Consider the following 16,523-nt stretch of genomic DNA (forward strand, 5'->3'; position numbering starts at 1 on the left):
TTAATTTTTGATCGGCCTAAAAACTTTTTTCATAAACAAAAGTCACATTCGCGGGAAGTGCATAATATTCATAGGTGTTAACAACATCTTTTCTATTAAACAAATTGCGGCCAATGATCTTAAAACTATCTGTATCTGTCGGTTTATAGCCTAAAGTCACTGTTAAATCACAACTATTGGACAAATTATGATCCGGTGTGCTCGATGAAGTTCGTTCATAATTGTAAAATGCCGGTTCACGATCCAAATTAGCAAATATACGAGCGTCTGCCATAAATTTATTTTTGTTATAATCAGCCCCGACATTAATTATGTATTTAGCTGAATCCTGTACCCATTTTGCGCTGCTATTGGAATATGCCTTTGGATTTTGTAAAGTTAAGCCAATATTAGTTGATAAATTATCATCTATTTTTTGTTTATAATTAATTTCCAAACCAGTATTTTGCCACTTGTCATGGTTTTTCATGATACTCTGCCCGCTTTGTGTCTGTGCCCAATAAAATTTATCCTTAACCGTCATATAAAATACATCAGTAGTTATACTGCTCTTGCCATTTTCAAACTTATGTCCCAATTCGTATGACCAACCTGATTGAGGTTTTAAATCAGGATTAATTGCAATCGAATCACCATACCAAAAACTTGAAGTAATATCCGGCATTTCAAAAGATTTGCCGATATTAAAATAATATGATGATTTATCATTTACCTTATATAATCCTTGAAACTGGGGTAAAAGCTGGAAATCACTATCCTGAAATGATGATTTAGTCATATAATACTCTCGCATCCCGGCTATAAAACTTAGTTTATCTGTCGCTTTATAATCATATGACTCATATAGAGAATAACTGTTCCTGCCGTTATCCACATCATTAGCATAAGGCGGATAGTTCACCTTCATATATTCCCGATTCATGTTGGTTCCTAATATAAAAGTATCTTTGTGATCACGTAAATCAAATTTCTTTTGTATATCAAAATTGGCATTATAGCCCCATGATGTATTATTTGATCCCTTAGTTCCAGTCATATTAATAGTATTATATCCGGCTACAGCCTTTACTCCTGTTTCCTTTGAATCATATATCAAAGAATAGTCATTAAATGTCGTATCATAATATCCATATTTACTCATAATAGGCACATAATTATTAAATTTCCCTGATTCAAAGGCCACTTCATTGCTTGTCCGGCCATAGTTAAAGACCAAATCTTTTGCCATATTCACCGACAAATACAACTGTTCAGTATTTTTATCCCTTATATCCAATGCCGGTCCAGAACCGGTAACGCCGGGATGCTGTATGCCATCATAATCTTTATAAAAAGTTTTTCTTACACCTAAATTAAACACATCAGTCTGGACATTTACTGCGGCACTTTTTTCCCTGCTGCCAAGTGCACTGGAAATATTACCGGTAACTTTGCCAGTTTTCACCGGCTTCTTCGTTATGATGTTTATTACCCCGCCGATAGCCTGCGGGCCATATAAAGCCGAATTGGCCCCCTTGACTATTTCAATACGTTCCACTTGATCTATCGGAATATTATTCAATGTAGCGTGGTTCATATAGTTACTGGGGTTTCCATTCACTAAGACCAATGTTCCATCGTCAATACCGCGTAACTTGATTCTTGACATCATCGAACCATAATCACCGCCATCCTCTTGAAAAGCGAATGAATTTGCCTGTGCTAATACTTTTACCGCTTCAAATACACTGGTATACCCACCCTTTTTAATATCTTCCGCCGTAATAACTTGTGTATTGGCCGGAACATCCAGCGCATCCTTTTCCGTTCGTGTCGCTGTTACCACAATATTGTCAAGATTTACCTTTTGCACATCTTCCGCTTGTACCACTGTCATCCCCTCCAGCAATACACCACTCACTGCCATCACTGTCACTACCGTTTTCTTTAATGTTCGCTTCATAACCGTTTACACCGACTCCTCTACAGAAAATTTTTCGTAAAAATTTTTCTCTATTATGTAATAATTGCAAATACTTTGTCAGCATAAACTATATAGTATCCATATAGTCAAGTCTTTATATATTGTATGCTCCATTTAGCAAACTAAAGTCAAAAATAAAAAGCTTGCCACGCGAACGATATTTTTTCATAAAAGTGAAATCTACCACTGCTGTGCAGTCATCCTTCTGAGGGTAAACAAACAAAATGGTATATTTGATATTTATAAATGAAAGTGATCATGTAGAACAACTTATAGTAAAATATCCGCATAGTCCGACTCGACACAAGCTAGCATCAATCAATTTTGGCAAATCAATACAAGGTACAACCGCATTACCCAGGAGACCATTTTCCCCATTTCATATAATTAAGATATTATACCAAGTTAAATTTTTTCTTTGTCCATCTGCCTATTTATGGTAAAATATTATATATTTATTAATTAGCAGGTGAGTAAGTGATTAAAAATTATGACAATTATTTCACAAGTGGTGAATTGTCATCACTTTACCAAATACCTAAACAAACTCTTTTATATTACGATAAAATTGGTCTTTTAAAACCGGCCTTTATTAGCAGCAACAGTTATCGTCACTACAATATAGACCAATATTTAAGTTTGGAAATAATTCTTAATTTACGCCGCTTAGATATTCCTATAGCAAAAATTAAAACCTATCTGGATAATAAATCACCAGCAGCCTTTTTAGCTTTGCTGGAAGAAAAGGATAATGATTGTCTCAATACCATCGCAGAACTGCAAAGAATACATAAAAATATTTCTATCGTAAAAGAAAATATTGTGCAAACTCAAAATATTATTTTGGAACAAATCCTCCTAATTCATGAACCAATGACGCCTCTTTGCTATACCCCCATTGAAAAAGGAACGACCGGTAAATCCATAATCAAAATGATTGCCCGCCACGTATATAAATTGTTTACCCAAAATCAGTTCAGCGGCAAAAACGTCGGCTGGGTAGTGGATAAAACTGATTTTTTTTCTGAAAATTACATGCGCTCTCTGGCATTTTATTCTACCTATGATGACAGCACAAACCTTCCAAAATCAACTTCCTATATCAGAGCTGAGGGAGTTTATATGACAGTAGCCTTTAAAGGCACCTACTATCAGCGTGCCGGGGAAATAAGAATCATGCTGGAAAACTTTATGCAGGTCAACAGCCTTGAACCAATTGGCAACATTTTTATTATTCCCCTGCGAAATCATTGGCTTACTTCGAATACTAAAGAATACATCAATAAACTAATCATCCGGGTAGCAAACAAAACCTCAGTAAAAACATCAAAAAACATTATTTCCATATAATTGTTCCATACTACAAACAATTCCAATTTATCAATATCAACCGATAACTGCTTTATTCTTCAGCTTATACAGCAACAATCATTGCCCAGCCGCCAATTTAAACACAAAAAAACCGGATGATTAATATCATCCAGCAACTTAACAGTATGGCGGAGAGTGAGGGATTCGAACCCTCGGTACAGTTTCCCGCACACACGCTTTCCAGGCGTGCTCCTTCAACCACTCGGACAACTCTCCAAATGCTCTCTTAAATATAAATGAAACCTTAGCAACGAAATATAGGATATCATTTTTTCATATGTTTGTCAATTACTTATCTATATATCACTTTTAATATAACAAGATAAATTTTTTCTACTAATCGATAACTATTATTTTATACGCTGAAAAATCCATCAATAAAACATTGACAGATTTATGTGTTTTTATTAAAATAATACCGTAATGTAATTTTATTAATAATGGCTATTACTTGAAAGCTATTTTATTATTGAAGGAAGGACACATAACGCCATGATGGACTCTAAAAGGGTAACAGCCTTGTTGCGCAAGGAAGGGTTTAAGGTAACTCCCCAACGGCTAGCTATATATAATGTGCTTTGCAACACCAAGTCTCACCCTAATGCCGAAATGATTTTCAATAAATTACAGCCTTATTACCCGACCATGAGTTTGGCAACAATTTATAAAACAATTGACATATTAAGAGAAATTGGACTCATTCAGGTTATAAACCTCGGTGATGACAGTCTTCGCTACGATGCTGTTGTTGAATCTCACCCTCACATTCGTTGTACCGAATGTGGTAAAATTGACGACATAATGGACTTTGATTTCACAGCTTCACTCAAAGAAGCTGCTACCAAGACTTCCTACGAAATCTCCGGGCAACAATTTTACTTTTATGGAGTATGCCCGGAATGTCAGGCAAAAAATAAGCTTAAAATAAGCTGACAATTTATTACTGTGCATCAATTGCTAAACTTCAGCATAAAACATTAATTAATGTTTTATGCTTATTTTTTTATCTTTTACACCAATCACTACAGCACATTAGATAAAAAAATCAATTTTAAACCTAAGCCACACATAACTATTGACAATAAAATTACAATTACCCGGGGACGTGTTTTTTGGGAAATCACAGCACCGATCTGCGCCCCTATAACAGCCCCAAAACCGATACCAATAGCCGGTTTCCAAACAATATGCCCTAAAATGAAATGAGAAATGCACCCGACAAACGATGACACCGCCAAAACGAAATGCGATGTAGCTGTTGCCACATGTGGGGGAAACGACAATACATAAATCATTAATGGCACATGAATTATTCCGCCTCCAATTCCCAGTACACTAGATAAAAATCCAACAAAAATACTAATTAAAATTCCCAGCTTTTTAGGATAAACAAAATGTTTCGGATCAAATTCTTTTGCTAATGCTTTTGGTGCAGACGATTTCCAATACATCACTCCGGCCAGCATAACCAACATTCCGCCAAAGACGAAATCAAATATGCCCCCGGAAAAATATTCATCAGCATAACTCCCCAAAAACGCTCCTGGCAAAGTAGCTGCCGCAAAAGGCAGGGCAGCATCGAAATACACTCTTTTCTGCCTTATATAAGCAAATGAACCCGATAAAGTATTTAAAAAAACACCAAACAATGAGGTGCCAACAGCTTGCGAAACATTGTGAAATGTATTAAAAAAACCTGCAGGTGCAGCCGGACTACCGGTCATCAACAGCACAAACAAAGGAATCATAATCAATCCCCCGCCAATACCGACAAGTGTACCAAAAGCGCCTATTGCTATTCCTAATATAAATAAAATCACCATTTCCATTGTCGACTGACACTCCGTATTCAGTTTGATTTATTGCCAAACGCAAAACATGAGCCTGTTGCACGGATAGCATTATCTCCATAAAAATACCACTATCGCTTATACAGTCCACCATTCTCCCAAAAGTGGACAAAAAGCAATAATTTTCACATTATAAATGAAAACAAGTACGTGCGACAGCCTCATATTTACAATTACTTTTCACTAAAACCAAACTTTTCAGCTATTTTTATATACCATGAAACAGGTACCCTATATTTCCGAGCCATGCGCACCACTTCAAAAATCAATCCATCTATTTCAGAATTTCCGCCTTTTTTTAAGTCTTTCTGCATTGATGCCGTCGTTTCCGGTGTAAGTGCATCCAATATTGCCAGATTCTTTTCCACAAGATTATCATCCAACTGCAAGCCGGCTGCCTTTCCCACACTTATTGCCTCTTTAACCAATTCAATAAATGTCATACGTTCCCTGCCGTCTTTTTGCATAGCAGCAGCTGTTATATCATAATAGGCACCGGCCGCTGCCATCGGTGAAACGAACGTAAACTTACGATACGTATCGACAGCTATATTTTGCGAAACCACCGGAGTAATCCCCGCCGTTAACAAATCAGTCGCAATCTGATCCAGCTGCGTCTTCAGATTAGTTTCACCGCGTGTCCCATAAACCACCCTAAAAATATTGCCGCGCTGCGTTATTTCTCCCGGTGCCGATATCCATGCAACAATATAAATACAACCTTCTGTTACATTTTTACCCGGTAGTTTTTCAGCTAATTTCAAACCGGTCCCATATATATTCAATATGGGAATAATAATGGTATGCCGGTCTGATGCTTTTTTTAAAAAAGGAATGACATCTTCTATTGAATATCCCTTTACACTTACAAAAATAACATCTGCCTTGCTTTTGTATTCATCAGCATTCATTGCCTTTATAGCCGGCAAATGAATTTCTCCCTTTTTATCAGAATGTATAGTAAGGCCATTTTCTTTCAATGCCTGTAAATGCTTACCTCTGGCAATTAAAGTAACATCTTTGCCCGATGCAGCCAAAAATCCACCGATACTGGCTCCTGTCCCACCAGCTCCCAAGATGACATAATCCATATCCAAATACCTCCCGTAAATGATATCAAACTTATAAAGCAGGTATAATCACCGTATTTTCATAATTACAAAATGTGCAACATTAATACATAAAACTTATTATTATTATAACATATCATAAAAATAAAAAACAATTTTATCAGTATAAAAACGTTTATTTAATCATATATATTTTCATTTTATAAATATGTCCATCTGTCTAGTGTCATTAGGTGCAAAAAACTTCTCCAAAATATCTTCAATAAAATATTTTCTTACAAAATTTCCGCATATTTAGATAATCATTTTAAATCACATCGACAGCGTATATAATAAAATAAAAGGAAGGTGCTGCAATGCCTTATATACAAATTGGCGATACACTATTTGAATATATCCAAAAACGACAAAAGCGAAAGACTGTATCCATTGCCTTGAACGATCGTGACAGCATACTGATAAAAACTCCCTATAACGTTTCCACCAAAGAAGTATCACATATATTGCACCACCATTCCAATTGGCTGAACAAAAAAAATCATGCTTATAAGACATTGGCCGATAATGCTCCTATAAACGATAATCATATTACTTATAAGGGGAAAAATTACAACATCCATCTGCAATACGGCAGCACTGTCTCCATAAAGCTTACTGATGATAATGTATTCATCACTTATAACGATACACTTTTCCCCTTGTTAAGTGATATTCTCATTCCTTGGTATAAGCAACAGGCACAAGTCTATCTTACACAAAGAACCAATTTCTGGGCATCCCAATTGAATGTTTTTGCCAACAGAATAACTATCCGCGACCAAAAAAGCCGCTGGGGCAGCTGTTCATCACGACGTAATATAAATTATAATTGGCGTATTATGATGGCAGCCCCGACCATCATCGACTATTTGGTCATCCATGAAACATCTCATCTCATCCAAATGAATCACTCTGACAAATTTTGGCATCTGGTAGAAACTTATGATCCTCTTTTTAAAGAACATCGCCTTTGGTTAAAAGAAAACGGAACTATATTATTCAATACTTTACGCAATTGACAGTATGGTGCCGCAACAGTTTATCACCCTCACTGCATAAACTCCTTCACCACTTTAAATACTTTAGCTTCTATTGCAAAATAACTTTAAAGATATTATTATTAAGATAATAAATGTATATTTCATCTAATTTAAGGAGGTTTTATTATGGATCAGAAAAAATTGCAACGAGCTGCTGCGGCAAAGGCTTTCATTGCCGCGCTTGACCAAAGTGGCGGCAGCACTCCCAAAGCGCTGGCAGCATATGGTGTTGAAAAAAGTGAATACAGCACTGACCAGGAGATGTTCGACAAGGTGCATGAAATGCGTACCCGTATTATTAAAAGTCCGGCTTTCACTTCCGAACACATCTTAGGTGCAATACTTTTTGAAAATACTATGGAACGGACAATTGACGGCGAATTGACCGCCGACTATCTCTGGAATAAAAAAGCTATTCTTCCTTTCTTAAAAGTTGATAAGGGTTTGGCTGATCTATCCAACGGAGTGCAATTAATGAAACCGATTTCTGGATTAGACGAACTCTTACAACGCGCTGTCAAAAGAAATATTTTTGGAACAAAAATGCGCTCAGTAATAAAAGAAACTAATCCTTCCGGCATAAAGGAAATAGTCCGGCAGCAATTTGAAATTGGTAAACAAATCGCCGCTGCCGGTCTTGTTCCTATTATTGAACCAGAAGTTGATATCCACAGCCAGAACCGTGCCGAATCAGAAAAATTTCTTAAAGACGAAATTTTAAACCAGACTGCCCAGTTACACTCCGACACAAAAATTATGCTGAAATTGTCAATACCGGTTGTTGATAACTTCTACAGCGATTTGATAACCGGACAACCTAATATTATCCGTGTTGTAGCTCTTTCCGGCGGATTCAGCCGAAAGGATGCCAATGAAAAACTGGCTCGCAATCATGGACTCATTGCCAGCTTTTCACGCGCTTTAGCAGAAGGTCTGTCAGTACGGCAAAGTGATGAAGAATTTAATGCTTGCCTTGCCGCCAGCATCAAATCAATTTACAACGCATCAATTACCTGATGGGCTGCCTTGCAGCATAAAAAGGCTGTCATACGTGACATTTTCATTCATGAATAATCACACCATATGGTGAATTGCATCTCCATGAAGTCAATGTCGTTCGTGTGACAGCCTTTCTTTATTTTCCATTACAACATTTAGCGGGTTTTATAGCCGTTATAATCCTTATTATGCGTATCTTTTTCCAATATATCTCTTATGCTCGCACCCGCTTCCAGATTCTTAACCACATCATCAGCCCTGTCAGACAAGAACACCTTACTTGTTTTTCCCAATAACAACGTCTGATCATCGGGCCAAAGAGCTCCCGTATTTTCATTGCGCCCTTGCAAAATAAACTTGGTATCTCCATCCAGATTGGCCTGCTGCAAACTAATATCATGTTTCTTTTGATATTCAGCTATCCCCGCACACAAAGCCGCATCATCTTTACGCCGGCGATTCATTATAAGTACAGCTCTTGTATCTTTAAATTCTGTGGTAAAATTGAAATCTCCTTGTGAATCCATTGCTGTAAATATCGGACCGTGTCCTTGATATAAAGGAGCAATAACTTTCTTTATCGCCAGCGATTTACCAACTCCCTGCGTCTGGGCATGCAAATCATAATTATAAGCATTGATATATCTTCCTTTATTATCTGTTTGATTGGTCATTGCCACTATTCCTTTAACATCCGGGATGGCAAAATAATCCACTGCTGCCCGCACAACATCAATATATGAAGCCGAGTCTATCCATACATCAATACCATTTTGATACAGTGCCCGATATAATTCCTTTACTTCCGGTGTCACCGTAATACCTTGATTATACGAAACCGTGACGCTGCCGGCTTTTGTATTTTCAGCAGGACTGATGTATTTTCCTTTGGACCATGTCTGTCCCTTGGCCGGATCTCCATAATAACTATCACAGGCATATGCCAGAGTATACACCTGTCTGGGTGTCATACCAGTAAACCAATAAGTCACCCACGGATAAGAAACAGAACTGTCCATCGTCTCAGAAATTGCATCATACAGCCAACGCATCTTAGCAACAAAATCCTGATAAGTTAAATCCTGCTTAACTGTTTCATCAAGCATTTTCCCTTTAACCGAAATCAATCCCTTTTTATAAAGCACCGCATAATCAGCCGCTGCATCACTTATGGCATCCCTGACAGTTACCTGGCGGCCACTGCCGTCATCAGCACCATAAGTCATATCTAATTTATCTGTTGGAATGCCTGTTTCCAGCACTTTTCCCATATCATCGGGAGCAATTGCAAATGCCAGATGTTCCAACTGCCATACTATCAGCTGTTCCTCAACATCCATTATCGATGTAGTATTATCAAAATCAAAAACAGCATATGGTCTTTGTTTTAAATCATATGTTGATGAATACTTTCCATATGTCACCAAAAAATCATTTAAAGTTTTTTTAACATACGGATCCCAATCAGCGCTTTGTATTAATGTCCCGCCGCGCTGTTGCTGAACAGCTTCGGGCATTTGAAACGCTGCCGCATTGATCGGTGCTGGACTAAATAAAGTAAAGCTAATGGTACTTCCTAAAAGGACTGCAATAACACAGACTTTTTTTGAAATATACATCCTGGCTCCTCCTCAATAATTATATATTTATAATATACTTAACCAGGCTGCCTGACGTTATCGAAATGTTATTTTATTCAAAATTAATATTTATTAAAAGTTAAATTTTTATTTGACTAATTAGCTGTCATATGCTATTATACTAATTGATAATGAATATCATTCCTTTTAACTCTCCAATAATATGTATTGTGGTATCCACTACACACCGGGATTATCACACGTAACCATTTTCATTCATAAATACGCAATATTTCATTCTCCTTCTCGCTTTTATAAAGGGGGGTAACCGCGTAGCGGTAATGGGTTGCATCTTTGTGAAGTCAATGCTGTTCGTGTGACAATCCCCCTTTTTTTATTCTAAAATTCAAATTGCTAATTTACCCATAAAATTAATTCTAATTTACCCATAAAAAAACTCCCGCTTTTGGCGGGAGTTTTTTAGTCACATATTTAATCTTCGTATGCAGTTACAATTTCACCAAAATAAAGTGTATGCCAATCATTATCACCATACCAGCGTTCAGCCGTCACCTTATCAAGGTTATCTGCTATCATATCTTGTTTATACAAAACCTTACACTCAAAATGCATTCCGGCACCAGCAATAACCGGCGTCGTTATCAATTTCCCTTTTTGTGCCGTCAATCCTGCTGCTTCAAATTTATCAATATCACGAGCCGACTTCGTACCACACAGCTTTATAGCGGCACTCATATCATGAGTTGGCACACTCACAGTAAACTCATGACTTTTTTCAATTACTGACCAAGTGTACCGAGATCTTCGCACCATTACTGTAAACACCGGTTTACCCCAGATAAAACCGACTGATCCCCAGCCGATAGTCATTGTATCTGCCTTGCCATCAACTTGTGTAGTCAAAAACACTCCTGTTTTTAAGGTTTGTGTAACCTTATCCGCCACTGTTAGTGGATTAATCACTGGCATTATATCTCCCCCTGGTCTATTTATTTTTCTGATAAAATTTTTCCATGAAGTCCGCCAGACTTTTTACGCCTTCATACGGCATTGCGTTATAAATGGAAGCACGCAGTCCTCCTACGGAACGATGCCCTTTTAATCCACAAAGTTTTTGTTCTTTTGCTTCAGCAATAAATTTTGCCTCAAGTTCCTCCGTAGGCAGCCGCAAGGTGACATTCATAAATGAACGACTATCTTTTTGCGCATGACCACGATAAAAATCGCTGTAATTATCAATAACATCATACAATAAAGCGGCCTTCTTGGCATTCCGGTCAGCCATAGCAGTCAGCCCGCCTTGTTTTTTTATCCATGCAGCCACTTTCCCCACCATATATATACAAAAAGCCGGCGGTGTATTATACAAAGAATTCTTTTTGCTGTATGTATTATAGCGCAACATTGTTGGAATGTTTTCCGGACTGTTTTCAATAAAAGATTTCTTAGCTACGACCAATGCCACACCGGCTGGTCCAAGGTTCTTTTGTACACCAGCATAAATAAGTGAAAATTTACTAAAATCAATTGGCCGTGAAAGCATATCTGATGACATATCAGCAATTAACGGCACTCCGTTTGTTTCAGGAATATAATGATATTCTGTTCCATAAATCGTGTTATTATAACAAATATGCAGGTATGCTGCGTCATCACTTAGTTTGATCTCATCTTGTTTGGGGATATTGCGAAAATCATTAGCTTTACTGGAACCAGCAATATATCCGACTCCCTGAATTTCAGCTTCTTTATAAGCTTTTGTCGCAAAACTGCCCGACAAAACATAATTTCCCCTCTTACCCTTAATGGCAAAATTCATTGGCACCATAGCGAATTCCATGCTGGCACCGCCTTGAACAAACAGCACATCATAATCATCACCAAGCTTCATTAATTCCTTAATATCAGCTTTGGCCTTATTATGGACTTCTTCATATTCCTTAGCGCGATGGCTGATTTCCATGATGGACATGCCGCTGTTACTAAAATTCAATAATTCTGCCTGTGCTTCTTTAAGAACTTCTAACGGTAGAACTGCCGGTCCTGGATTAAAATTATATACACGATTTGCTTCCACTATGAAAAACCTCCAAATATTTGCAAATTACACTCATAAAAAACTAAGTATCAATATTTGCGCATTTATTAATAAATAATTTTAAGCCTATAAAGTAATATCGTCAAGAGACAATCCCAACGTTCTTTATAATAACAGGCATAAACCATGAAGGTCCATCGTGAAAACAGCAACCTGGTTTCAACTTTTGATGATAGAACTATTATCAACACCACATCAAAAGGTCTGAAGTGTAACCAGATAAAAATCAATACTCCCACTAAAATAATAAGCTTCAATCTGTAAATACTGCCAAGATAACCTCAATGCTATTTTGCAATAATAAAGATTAATGTATAATAAAAGACGATAAATATTTTATTATACATTAATCTTTTCTATTATATGATATAGTGAAAGAGGTAAACAAATGAAAACAACACAAAAGTCCCCGGCATTAACATTATTAGGACAAAAAGATGTCAAATATGATTATGCCTATACTCCTGAAATTCTGGAAACCTTTAGCAATAAACATCCCCAGCGTGATTATTGGGTCAAATTTAACTGTCCTGAATTCACCAGTCTTTGTCCGATAACCGGCCAGCCTGATTTTGCCACATTGTATATCTCATATGTGCCTGATAAACTTATGGTGGAAAGCAAATCATTAAAACTTTATCTTGTAAGCTTCAGAAATCACGGTGCCTTTCATGAAGATGTTGTCAACATAATTATGGATGATTTAATAAAACTGATGTCACCACGTTATATTGAAATCTGGGGGAAGTTTCTGCCGCGCGGCGGTATTTCAATAGATCCCTATGCCAACTATGGCCGTATCGGTACCAAATATGCTGAACTTGCCCAGCTGCGCTTCAACCAGCATGATTTAACGACAATGGACCATGTTGATAATCGTTAGAATGAAAACAAGGCTGTCGCATGAACAACATTGAGCTCATAAAAAGGATGCAGCCGGCCGCCACGCAATTTCTCACCCTTTTAAGGACTAAGGACGGATAAAAAGAGCGAAATATTACCTATTTATGAATAACAATAGTTGCGACAACCTCATTTACTTTTATTTTGGATTATATTCAATTATTTTTATATTATCCGTATTTTCTTCATTGAGATCGATCACGGTGTTATCATCAACTCTTATAATCGGCAGCGATGAATAACCAGTCGGATAATAGACCACTCTTCCGCGCCGTCCATCATTCAATCCAACGGTCGATCCCAGAAATGAATTTTGAATATTAGAAATAAATGGCACACATATCCGCGGATCAAGAGTAGAAAACATATTGCCGCTAATAATTTTAATCGCATCGAATGGTGTATATTTTACTTCGCCTTCGTGTTCAGTCGTTATATTGTCATAAAGATTAGCGACCATAACAATGCGGGCATATTCATCAATATTGTCCCCACTCACATTAAACGGTTCACCAGAACCGTCCATAGCCTCATGATGCTGTAATGCCGCGGCTCTCACTCCATCGGAAATATTGGGTTTATCCGCCAGTATTTTCTGACCGTTTATCGTATGCTGAATATAAATATCATAATCCGCCGGTTTTAATGTCTTGGGACGGCTGCTGATAATTCGTTCCGGCAGCAATGTCTTGCCAATATCATGTAAAAAACCCGCCAGTACAAGATCATTAATCTTGCCTTCACTAAAACGCAGCCATTTGCCGATGACGCCGGACATTATAGAAACACGTACAGAATGATGGCAGATATCATCACTTATATCACTGAGTGTGTATAAATAATCAATTATGCCACTTTCTTTTATCGTAGGTACCAATGAATTTTTTATATTGTCACTACTGGATTCAAAGGTTGTATTTTTCCCCTTGGCGACACTGGCAAAAAGTTCATTAGCCTCTGATACAATATCATTATACTTTTTTACAAAGGCATTTTCTTTATTAAAAACTATATCAGCTATTTGGTAATTACTGTTTAGTTCAAAATCATCTTTTATGTATGCCGAAGCAATATTCAGATATTTCAGCCGTATGATATGTTCCTGTGTCAGCATGGTCCCCGCAGATAAAATAACGATCATTTTATCATTGAGAATCGTTCGTCCCAATGTCATTCCAGGCATCAATTTCTCAGTAGCTACTTTTTTCACTTATAAGCCCCCTTAATTATTATCTAATCATGTAACTATATATATTCTTGATAAGAATAATAAATCCTACCTTAATTACAATTCTTTGCTGTATAATTGTGTTATCATTTAAATTTATCAGATTGGAGTGTTATTATGTTACAAATATATACAGGCAATGGAAAAGGAAAAACCACTGCGGCGATCGGCCTGTCCATACGGGCTATTGGTGCCGGTATGAGGGTATATTTTGCCCAATTCATGAAAAGCCTGGCTTATAGTGAACAAAACGTTTTACAACGTTTTTCACCACAGCTTGTATTAAAAACCAGCGGAAAACCATATTTCATAGCTGAAGAAGGAATGATTGACCCAAAAGCTGCTGCCGCCCTGACTGATGATGTTGTCATCTATCCCAAAGGAAATCCGCCTGCCGACTACATCAAATTAATTGAAGAAGGTATTATAGCTGCTGAACAAGCCATAATATCCCAGAAATTTGACATTGTCATACTTGACGAAATAAATACAGCTCTTTTTTTCGGACTGGCAAAACGCCGACTTATAGAAAATTTACTAAAAAATGTACCAAAAAATACAGAAATTGTCTGCACCGGGCGAAATGCTCCGGATTGGCTTATTGCCAAAGCAGATTTAGTAACCGAAATGAAATTAATAAAACACTATTATGACAAGGGTGTTCCCGCTCGTAAAGGCATTGAAGATTGATATTTTTTTATTTTTGCAATGCCTCTATAAGATTATCCCGCAGCTTGATATTATTATAAAGAACAGCTTCAATAGGTGTTAGCTCCTCAGTATCATCAGCCGCTGCAAAAGAAGCCGCCAACTGTCCCCGGGCATTATAAACAGTATATGTGATCGCCGTGTAATAACTGTTTTTTGCATATTTTTGTCTTTCCACCGTCACGTCTGTGTGCACCACATATTTATAAGTTCCCGATGTGACCAGCCGATCATCATCAATCCAATCAGTATTTTTTATATAATGGGTAATGTCATCCTGTATGACACGCCGCATATAAAAATCATTTTTTTCTTCTACCTGTTCAGATGGCAAATGAAAAACAGGTCGGACAAACAGTATTCCTGCCCCATTTTCTGCATACACAGCCTGGTCTTTTACTTTGCTGTCATAATATCTGCGCAGGCTCATATCCACATATAGCAATATTTTATGCCGCAGTTTATCATCATATGATAATAATGATGGATATTTAATCTCTGTACCAAACAATTTATAATTGGAATTAAAAATTTGCGCTAAATTACGAATTGGATCACCCGCCATTACTATTCTTGCCAAATCTAGTTTCTCTCCATAATTTTGGGCAAATAGTTCATTTCCAACAGCCGGAGCACCAAAAGTAATCACACTTATCTGCTCAGGCCTGCTGCCAAGGCTAATAAAACGGGCAGCTGCCAGAACGGCTGCAGCTCCTCCCAGGCTATGCCCAGTGATATAAAGATGTGCCGCCGGATTATTTTTCAGAATATGTGCCAGATTATCTCCCAGCATCACGCCATTAGGCAAAGCCGTAAAAAGTGCCGTCTGGACGTAATTATTAAATCCGCTGTGAACCATTGGCAAATCAGGGGAGGGTGAACGCATAGCAAAATTCATAAATTCTGCCGGTGTTTTCCCGCCAAATGGAACTAATGATATCTTGACATCGTTCGAAACGTCACGTAAATCACTCGTACCGCGTATCGCCAGTAAATAAGAATCTTCTCCCGGAATAAATTTTTTATTATGTGCTATAAAAAATTTTGCCGACGCATTATTAGATTTTTCCTGAAAAAATTCAAATTTCCAGCCGTATGTTGCCAAAGTATCCTTGGCAATATTGCTGAATTTATCATCATATGCTGTCATTGACATCAGTGCGCTGACATACTGTATCTTTGCATCATTATCCTTTTGAGCAGACACAATTGATGTAAGGACAAAAATAAGCAAAGCTAGCAGTATTAAAACCTTACTATATCGTTTCATTATTCTACCCCGGGCGAAATAAATTTTATTTTCTTTTTGCATTTTAACATATTCCCCATACTAATAGAAGGCTCTTTTACTCCCATCAATAATGTTGCAACAACTAAAGTGGTGTGCTATAATTAGGAGCTGATAGTTTAGGAGAAATGAGGTGCATTATATGAAACAAGGAATACATCCTGATTATAAAGAAGCAACAGTGATCTGTGGCTGCGGCAATACTTTCAAGACTGGCTCGGTAAAAGAAGAACTTCGTGTGGATGTCTGCTCAAAATGCCATCCGTTTTATACGGGGCGTCAGCGTGAATCTGCTGCCGGTGGTAGAATTGAAAAATTTAACAAACGTTACGGGAAAAAATAATATTTGTTATGGGCGGCAGAGC

The 16,523-nt window shown here is 37.3% G+C and carries 15 protein-coding genes and 1 tRNA gene; 7 read left to right on the forward strand and 9 right to left on the reverse strand.

Annotation, left to right across the window (positions count from 1 at the left end; genetic code table 11):
- Nucleotides 1–16: 16 nt before the first annotated feature.
- Nucleotides 17–1,942, reverse strand: a complete 1,926-nt coding sequence (locus F8M42_RS11660; RefSeq protein WP_182186824.1) for a TonB-dependent receptor plug domain-containing protein — start codon at nt 1,940–1,942, stop codon at nt 17–19.
- Nucleotides 1,943–2,440: 498 nt separating this feature from the next.
- On the opposite strand from F8M42_RS11660, the gene F8M42_RS11665 reads away from it, so the two are divergent.
- A complete protein-coding gene (locus F8M42_RS11665) occupies nt 2,441–3,313 on the forward strand; it encodes a MerR family transcriptional regulator (protein ID WP_182186825.1) in 873 nt (290 codons plus the stop codon).
- Nucleotides 3,314–3,460: 147 nt separating this feature from the next.
- Here F8M42_RS11665 and F8M42_RS11670 read toward each other — a convergent pair.
- Nucleotides 3,461–3,550, reverse strand: a tRNA-Ser gene (locus F8M42_RS11670).
- A gap of 276 nt (nt 3,551–3,826) precedes the next feature.
- Here F8M42_RS11670 and F8M42_RS11675 point away from each other — a divergent pair.
- Nucleotides 3,827–4,267, forward strand: a complete 441-nt coding sequence (locus F8M42_RS11675; protein WP_182186826.1) for a transcriptional regulator PerR — start codon at nt 3,827–3,829, stop codon at nt 4,265–4,267.
- Nucleotides 4,268–4,356: 89 nt separating this feature from the next.
- On the opposite strand, the gene F8M42_RS11680 is transcribed toward F8M42_RS11675, so the two are convergent.
- Both F8M42_RS11680 and F8M42_RS11685 read right to left on the reverse strand, forming a co-directional pair.
- Nucleotides 4,357–5,163: a sulfite exporter TauE/SafE family protein gene (locus tag F8M42_RS11680; RefSeq protein ID WP_182186827.1), complete on the reverse strand. Its 807-nt coding sequence runs from the start codon at nt 5,161–5,163 to the stop codon at nt 4,357–4,359.
- A gap of 194 nt (nt 5,164–5,357) precedes the next feature.
- The gene (locus F8M42_RS11685; RefSeq protein WP_182186828.1) at nt 5,358–6,275 is read right to left on the reverse strand and encodes a ketopantoate reductase family protein; all 918 of its coding nucleotides are present in this window, start codon (nt 6,273–6,275) and stop codon (nt 5,358–5,360) included.
- Between the two features lie 335 nt (nt 6,276–6,610).
- On the opposite strand from F8M42_RS11685, the gene F8M42_RS11690 reads away from it, so the two are divergent.
- Together F8M42_RS11690 and F8M42_RS11695 are read left to right on the forward strand one after the other, a co-directional pair.
- On the forward strand, nt 6,611–7,312 hold the full coding sequence (locus F8M42_RS11690) for a M48 family metallopeptidase (protein ID WP_182186829.1): 702 nt from the start codon (nt 6,611–6,613) through the stop codon (nt 7,310–7,312).
- A 147-nt stretch (nt 7,313–7,459) separates the two neighbouring features.
- Entirely contained in the window at nt 7,460–8,350 is an 891-nt protein-coding gene (locus F8M42_RS11695; RefSeq protein ID WP_182186830.1) for a fructose bisphosphate aldolase, read from the forward strand.
- 137 nt (nt 8,351–8,487) lie between these two features.
- Here F8M42_RS11695 and F8M42_RS11700 read toward each other — a convergent pair whose 3' ends face one another.
- The 3 genes from F8M42_RS11700 to serC all read right to left on the reverse strand — a co-directional run bounded on the left by F8M42_RS11700 (nt 8,488) and on the right by serC (nt 12,010).
- Complete coding sequence (locus F8M42_RS11700) at nt 8,488–9,951, reverse strand: HAD family hydrolase (RefSeq protein WP_182186831.1); 1,464 nt, start codon at nt 9,949–9,951, stop codon at nt 8,488–8,490.
- A gap of 453 nt (nt 9,952–10,404) precedes the next feature.
- Complete coding sequence (locus F8M42_RS11705) at nt 10,405–10,902, reverse strand: flavin reductase family protein (RefSeq protein ID WP_182186832.1); 498 nt, start codon at nt 10,900–10,902, stop codon at nt 10,405–10,407.
- 16 nt (nt 10,903–10,918) lie between these two features.
- Nucleotides 10,919–12,010, reverse strand: coding sequence for a 3-phosphoserine/phosphohydroxythreonine transaminase (gene serC / locus F8M42_RS11710; protein ID WP_182186833.1), 1,092 nt, complete (start codon nt 12,008–12,010; stop codon nt 10,919–10,921).
- A 409-nt stretch (nt 12,011–12,419) separates the two neighbouring features.
- On the opposite strand from serC, the gene queF reads away from it, so the two are divergent.
- On the forward strand, nt 12,420–12,914 hold the full coding sequence (gene queF, locus F8M42_RS11715) for a preQ(1) synthase (RefSeq protein ID WP_182186834.1): 495 nt from the start codon (nt 12,420–12,422) through the stop codon (nt 12,912–12,914).
- A gap of 159 nt (nt 12,915–13,073) precedes the next feature.
- Here queF and F8M42_RS11720 read toward each other — a convergent pair whose 3' ends face one another.
- The gene (locus tag F8M42_RS11720) at nt 13,074–14,144 is read right to left on the reverse strand and encodes an HD-GYP domain-containing protein (RefSeq protein ID WP_182186835.1); all 1,071 of its coding nucleotides are present in this window, start codon (nt 14,142–14,144) and stop codon (nt 13,074–13,076) included.
- Nucleotides 14,145–14,279: 135 nt separating this feature from the next.
- On the opposite strand from F8M42_RS11720, the gene F8M42_RS11725 reads away from it, so the two are divergent.
- Entirely contained in the window at nt 14,280–14,852 is a 573-nt protein-coding gene (locus tag F8M42_RS11725) for a cob(I)yrinic acid a,c-diamide adenosyltransferase (protein WP_182186836.1), read from the forward strand.
- Nucleotides 14,853–14,859: 7 nt separating this feature from the next.
- Here the strand turns inward: F8M42_RS11725 and F8M42_RS11730 are convergent, their stop codons facing one another.
- Nucleotides 14,860–16,182, reverse strand: coding sequence for a lipase family protein (locus F8M42_RS11730; protein WP_182186837.1), 1,323 nt, complete (start codon nt 16,180–16,182; stop codon nt 14,860–14,862).
- A gap of 118 nt (nt 16,183–16,300) precedes the next feature.
- Here F8M42_RS11730 and rpmE point away from each other — a divergent pair, with 118 nt between their 5' ends.
- Entirely contained in the window at nt 16,301–16,501 is a 201-nt protein-coding gene (gene rpmE, locus F8M42_RS11735; RefSeq protein ID WP_182186838.1) for a 50S ribosomal protein L31, read from the forward strand.
- Nucleotides 16,502–16,523 lie beyond the last annotated feature (22 nt).

Source organism: Pectinatus frisingensis, from assembly GCF_014076555.1.
GTDB lineage: Bacteria > Bacillota > Negativicutes > Selenomonadales > Selenomonadaceae > Pectinatus > Pectinatus frisingensis.

Excerpts from the sequence above, each read along its gene's own strand:
- F8M42_RS11685 (WP_182186828.1), bottom strand. The coding sequence starts at position 6,275 with ATGGATTATGTCATCTTGGGAGCTGGTGGGACAGGAGCCAGTATCGGT.
- F8M42_RS11725 (WP_182186836.1), top strand. The coding sequence starts at position 14,280 with ATGTTACAAATATATACAGGCAATGGAAAAGGAAAAACCACTGCGGCG.
- F8M42_RS11690 (WP_182186829.1), top strand. The coding sequence starts at position 6,611 with ATGCCTTATATACAAATTGGCGATACACTATTTGAATATATCCAAAAA.
- F8M42_RS11700 (WP_182186831.1), bottom strand. The coding sequence starts at position 9,951 with ATGTATATTTCAAAAAAAGTCTGTGTTATTGCAGTCCTTTTAGGAAGT.
- queF (WP_182186834.1), top strand. The coding sequence starts at position 12,420 with ATGAAAACAACACAAAAGTCCCCGGCATTAACATTATTAGGACAAAAA.
- F8M42_RS11730 (WP_182186837.1), bottom strand. The coding sequence starts at position 16,182 with ATGCAAAAAGAAAATAAAATTTATTTCGCCCGGGGTAGAATAATGAAA.
- F8M42_RS11705 (WP_182186832.1), bottom strand. The coding sequence starts at position 10,902 with ATGCCAGTGATTAATCCACTAACAGTGGCGGATAAGGTTACACAAACC.
- F8M42_RS11660 (WP_182186824.1), bottom strand. The coding sequence starts at position 1,942 with ATGAAGCGAACATTAAAGAAAACGGTAGTGACAGTGATGGCAGTGAGT.
- F8M42_RS11675 (WP_182186826.1), top strand. The coding sequence starts at position 3,827 with ATGATGGACTCTAAAAGGGTAACAGCCTTGTTGCGCAAGGAAGGGTTT.
- F8M42_RS11680 (WP_182186827.1), bottom strand. The coding sequence starts at position 5,163 with ATGGAAATGGTGATTTTATTTATATTAGGAATAGCAATAGGCGCTTTT.
- F8M42_RS11695 (WP_182186830.1), top strand. The coding sequence starts at position 7,460 with ATGGATCAGAAAAAATTGCAACGAGCTGCTGCGGCAAAGGCTTTCATT.
- rpmE (WP_182186838.1), top strand. The coding sequence starts at position 16,301 with ATGAAACAAGGAATACATCCTGATTATAAAGAAGCAACAGTGATCTGT.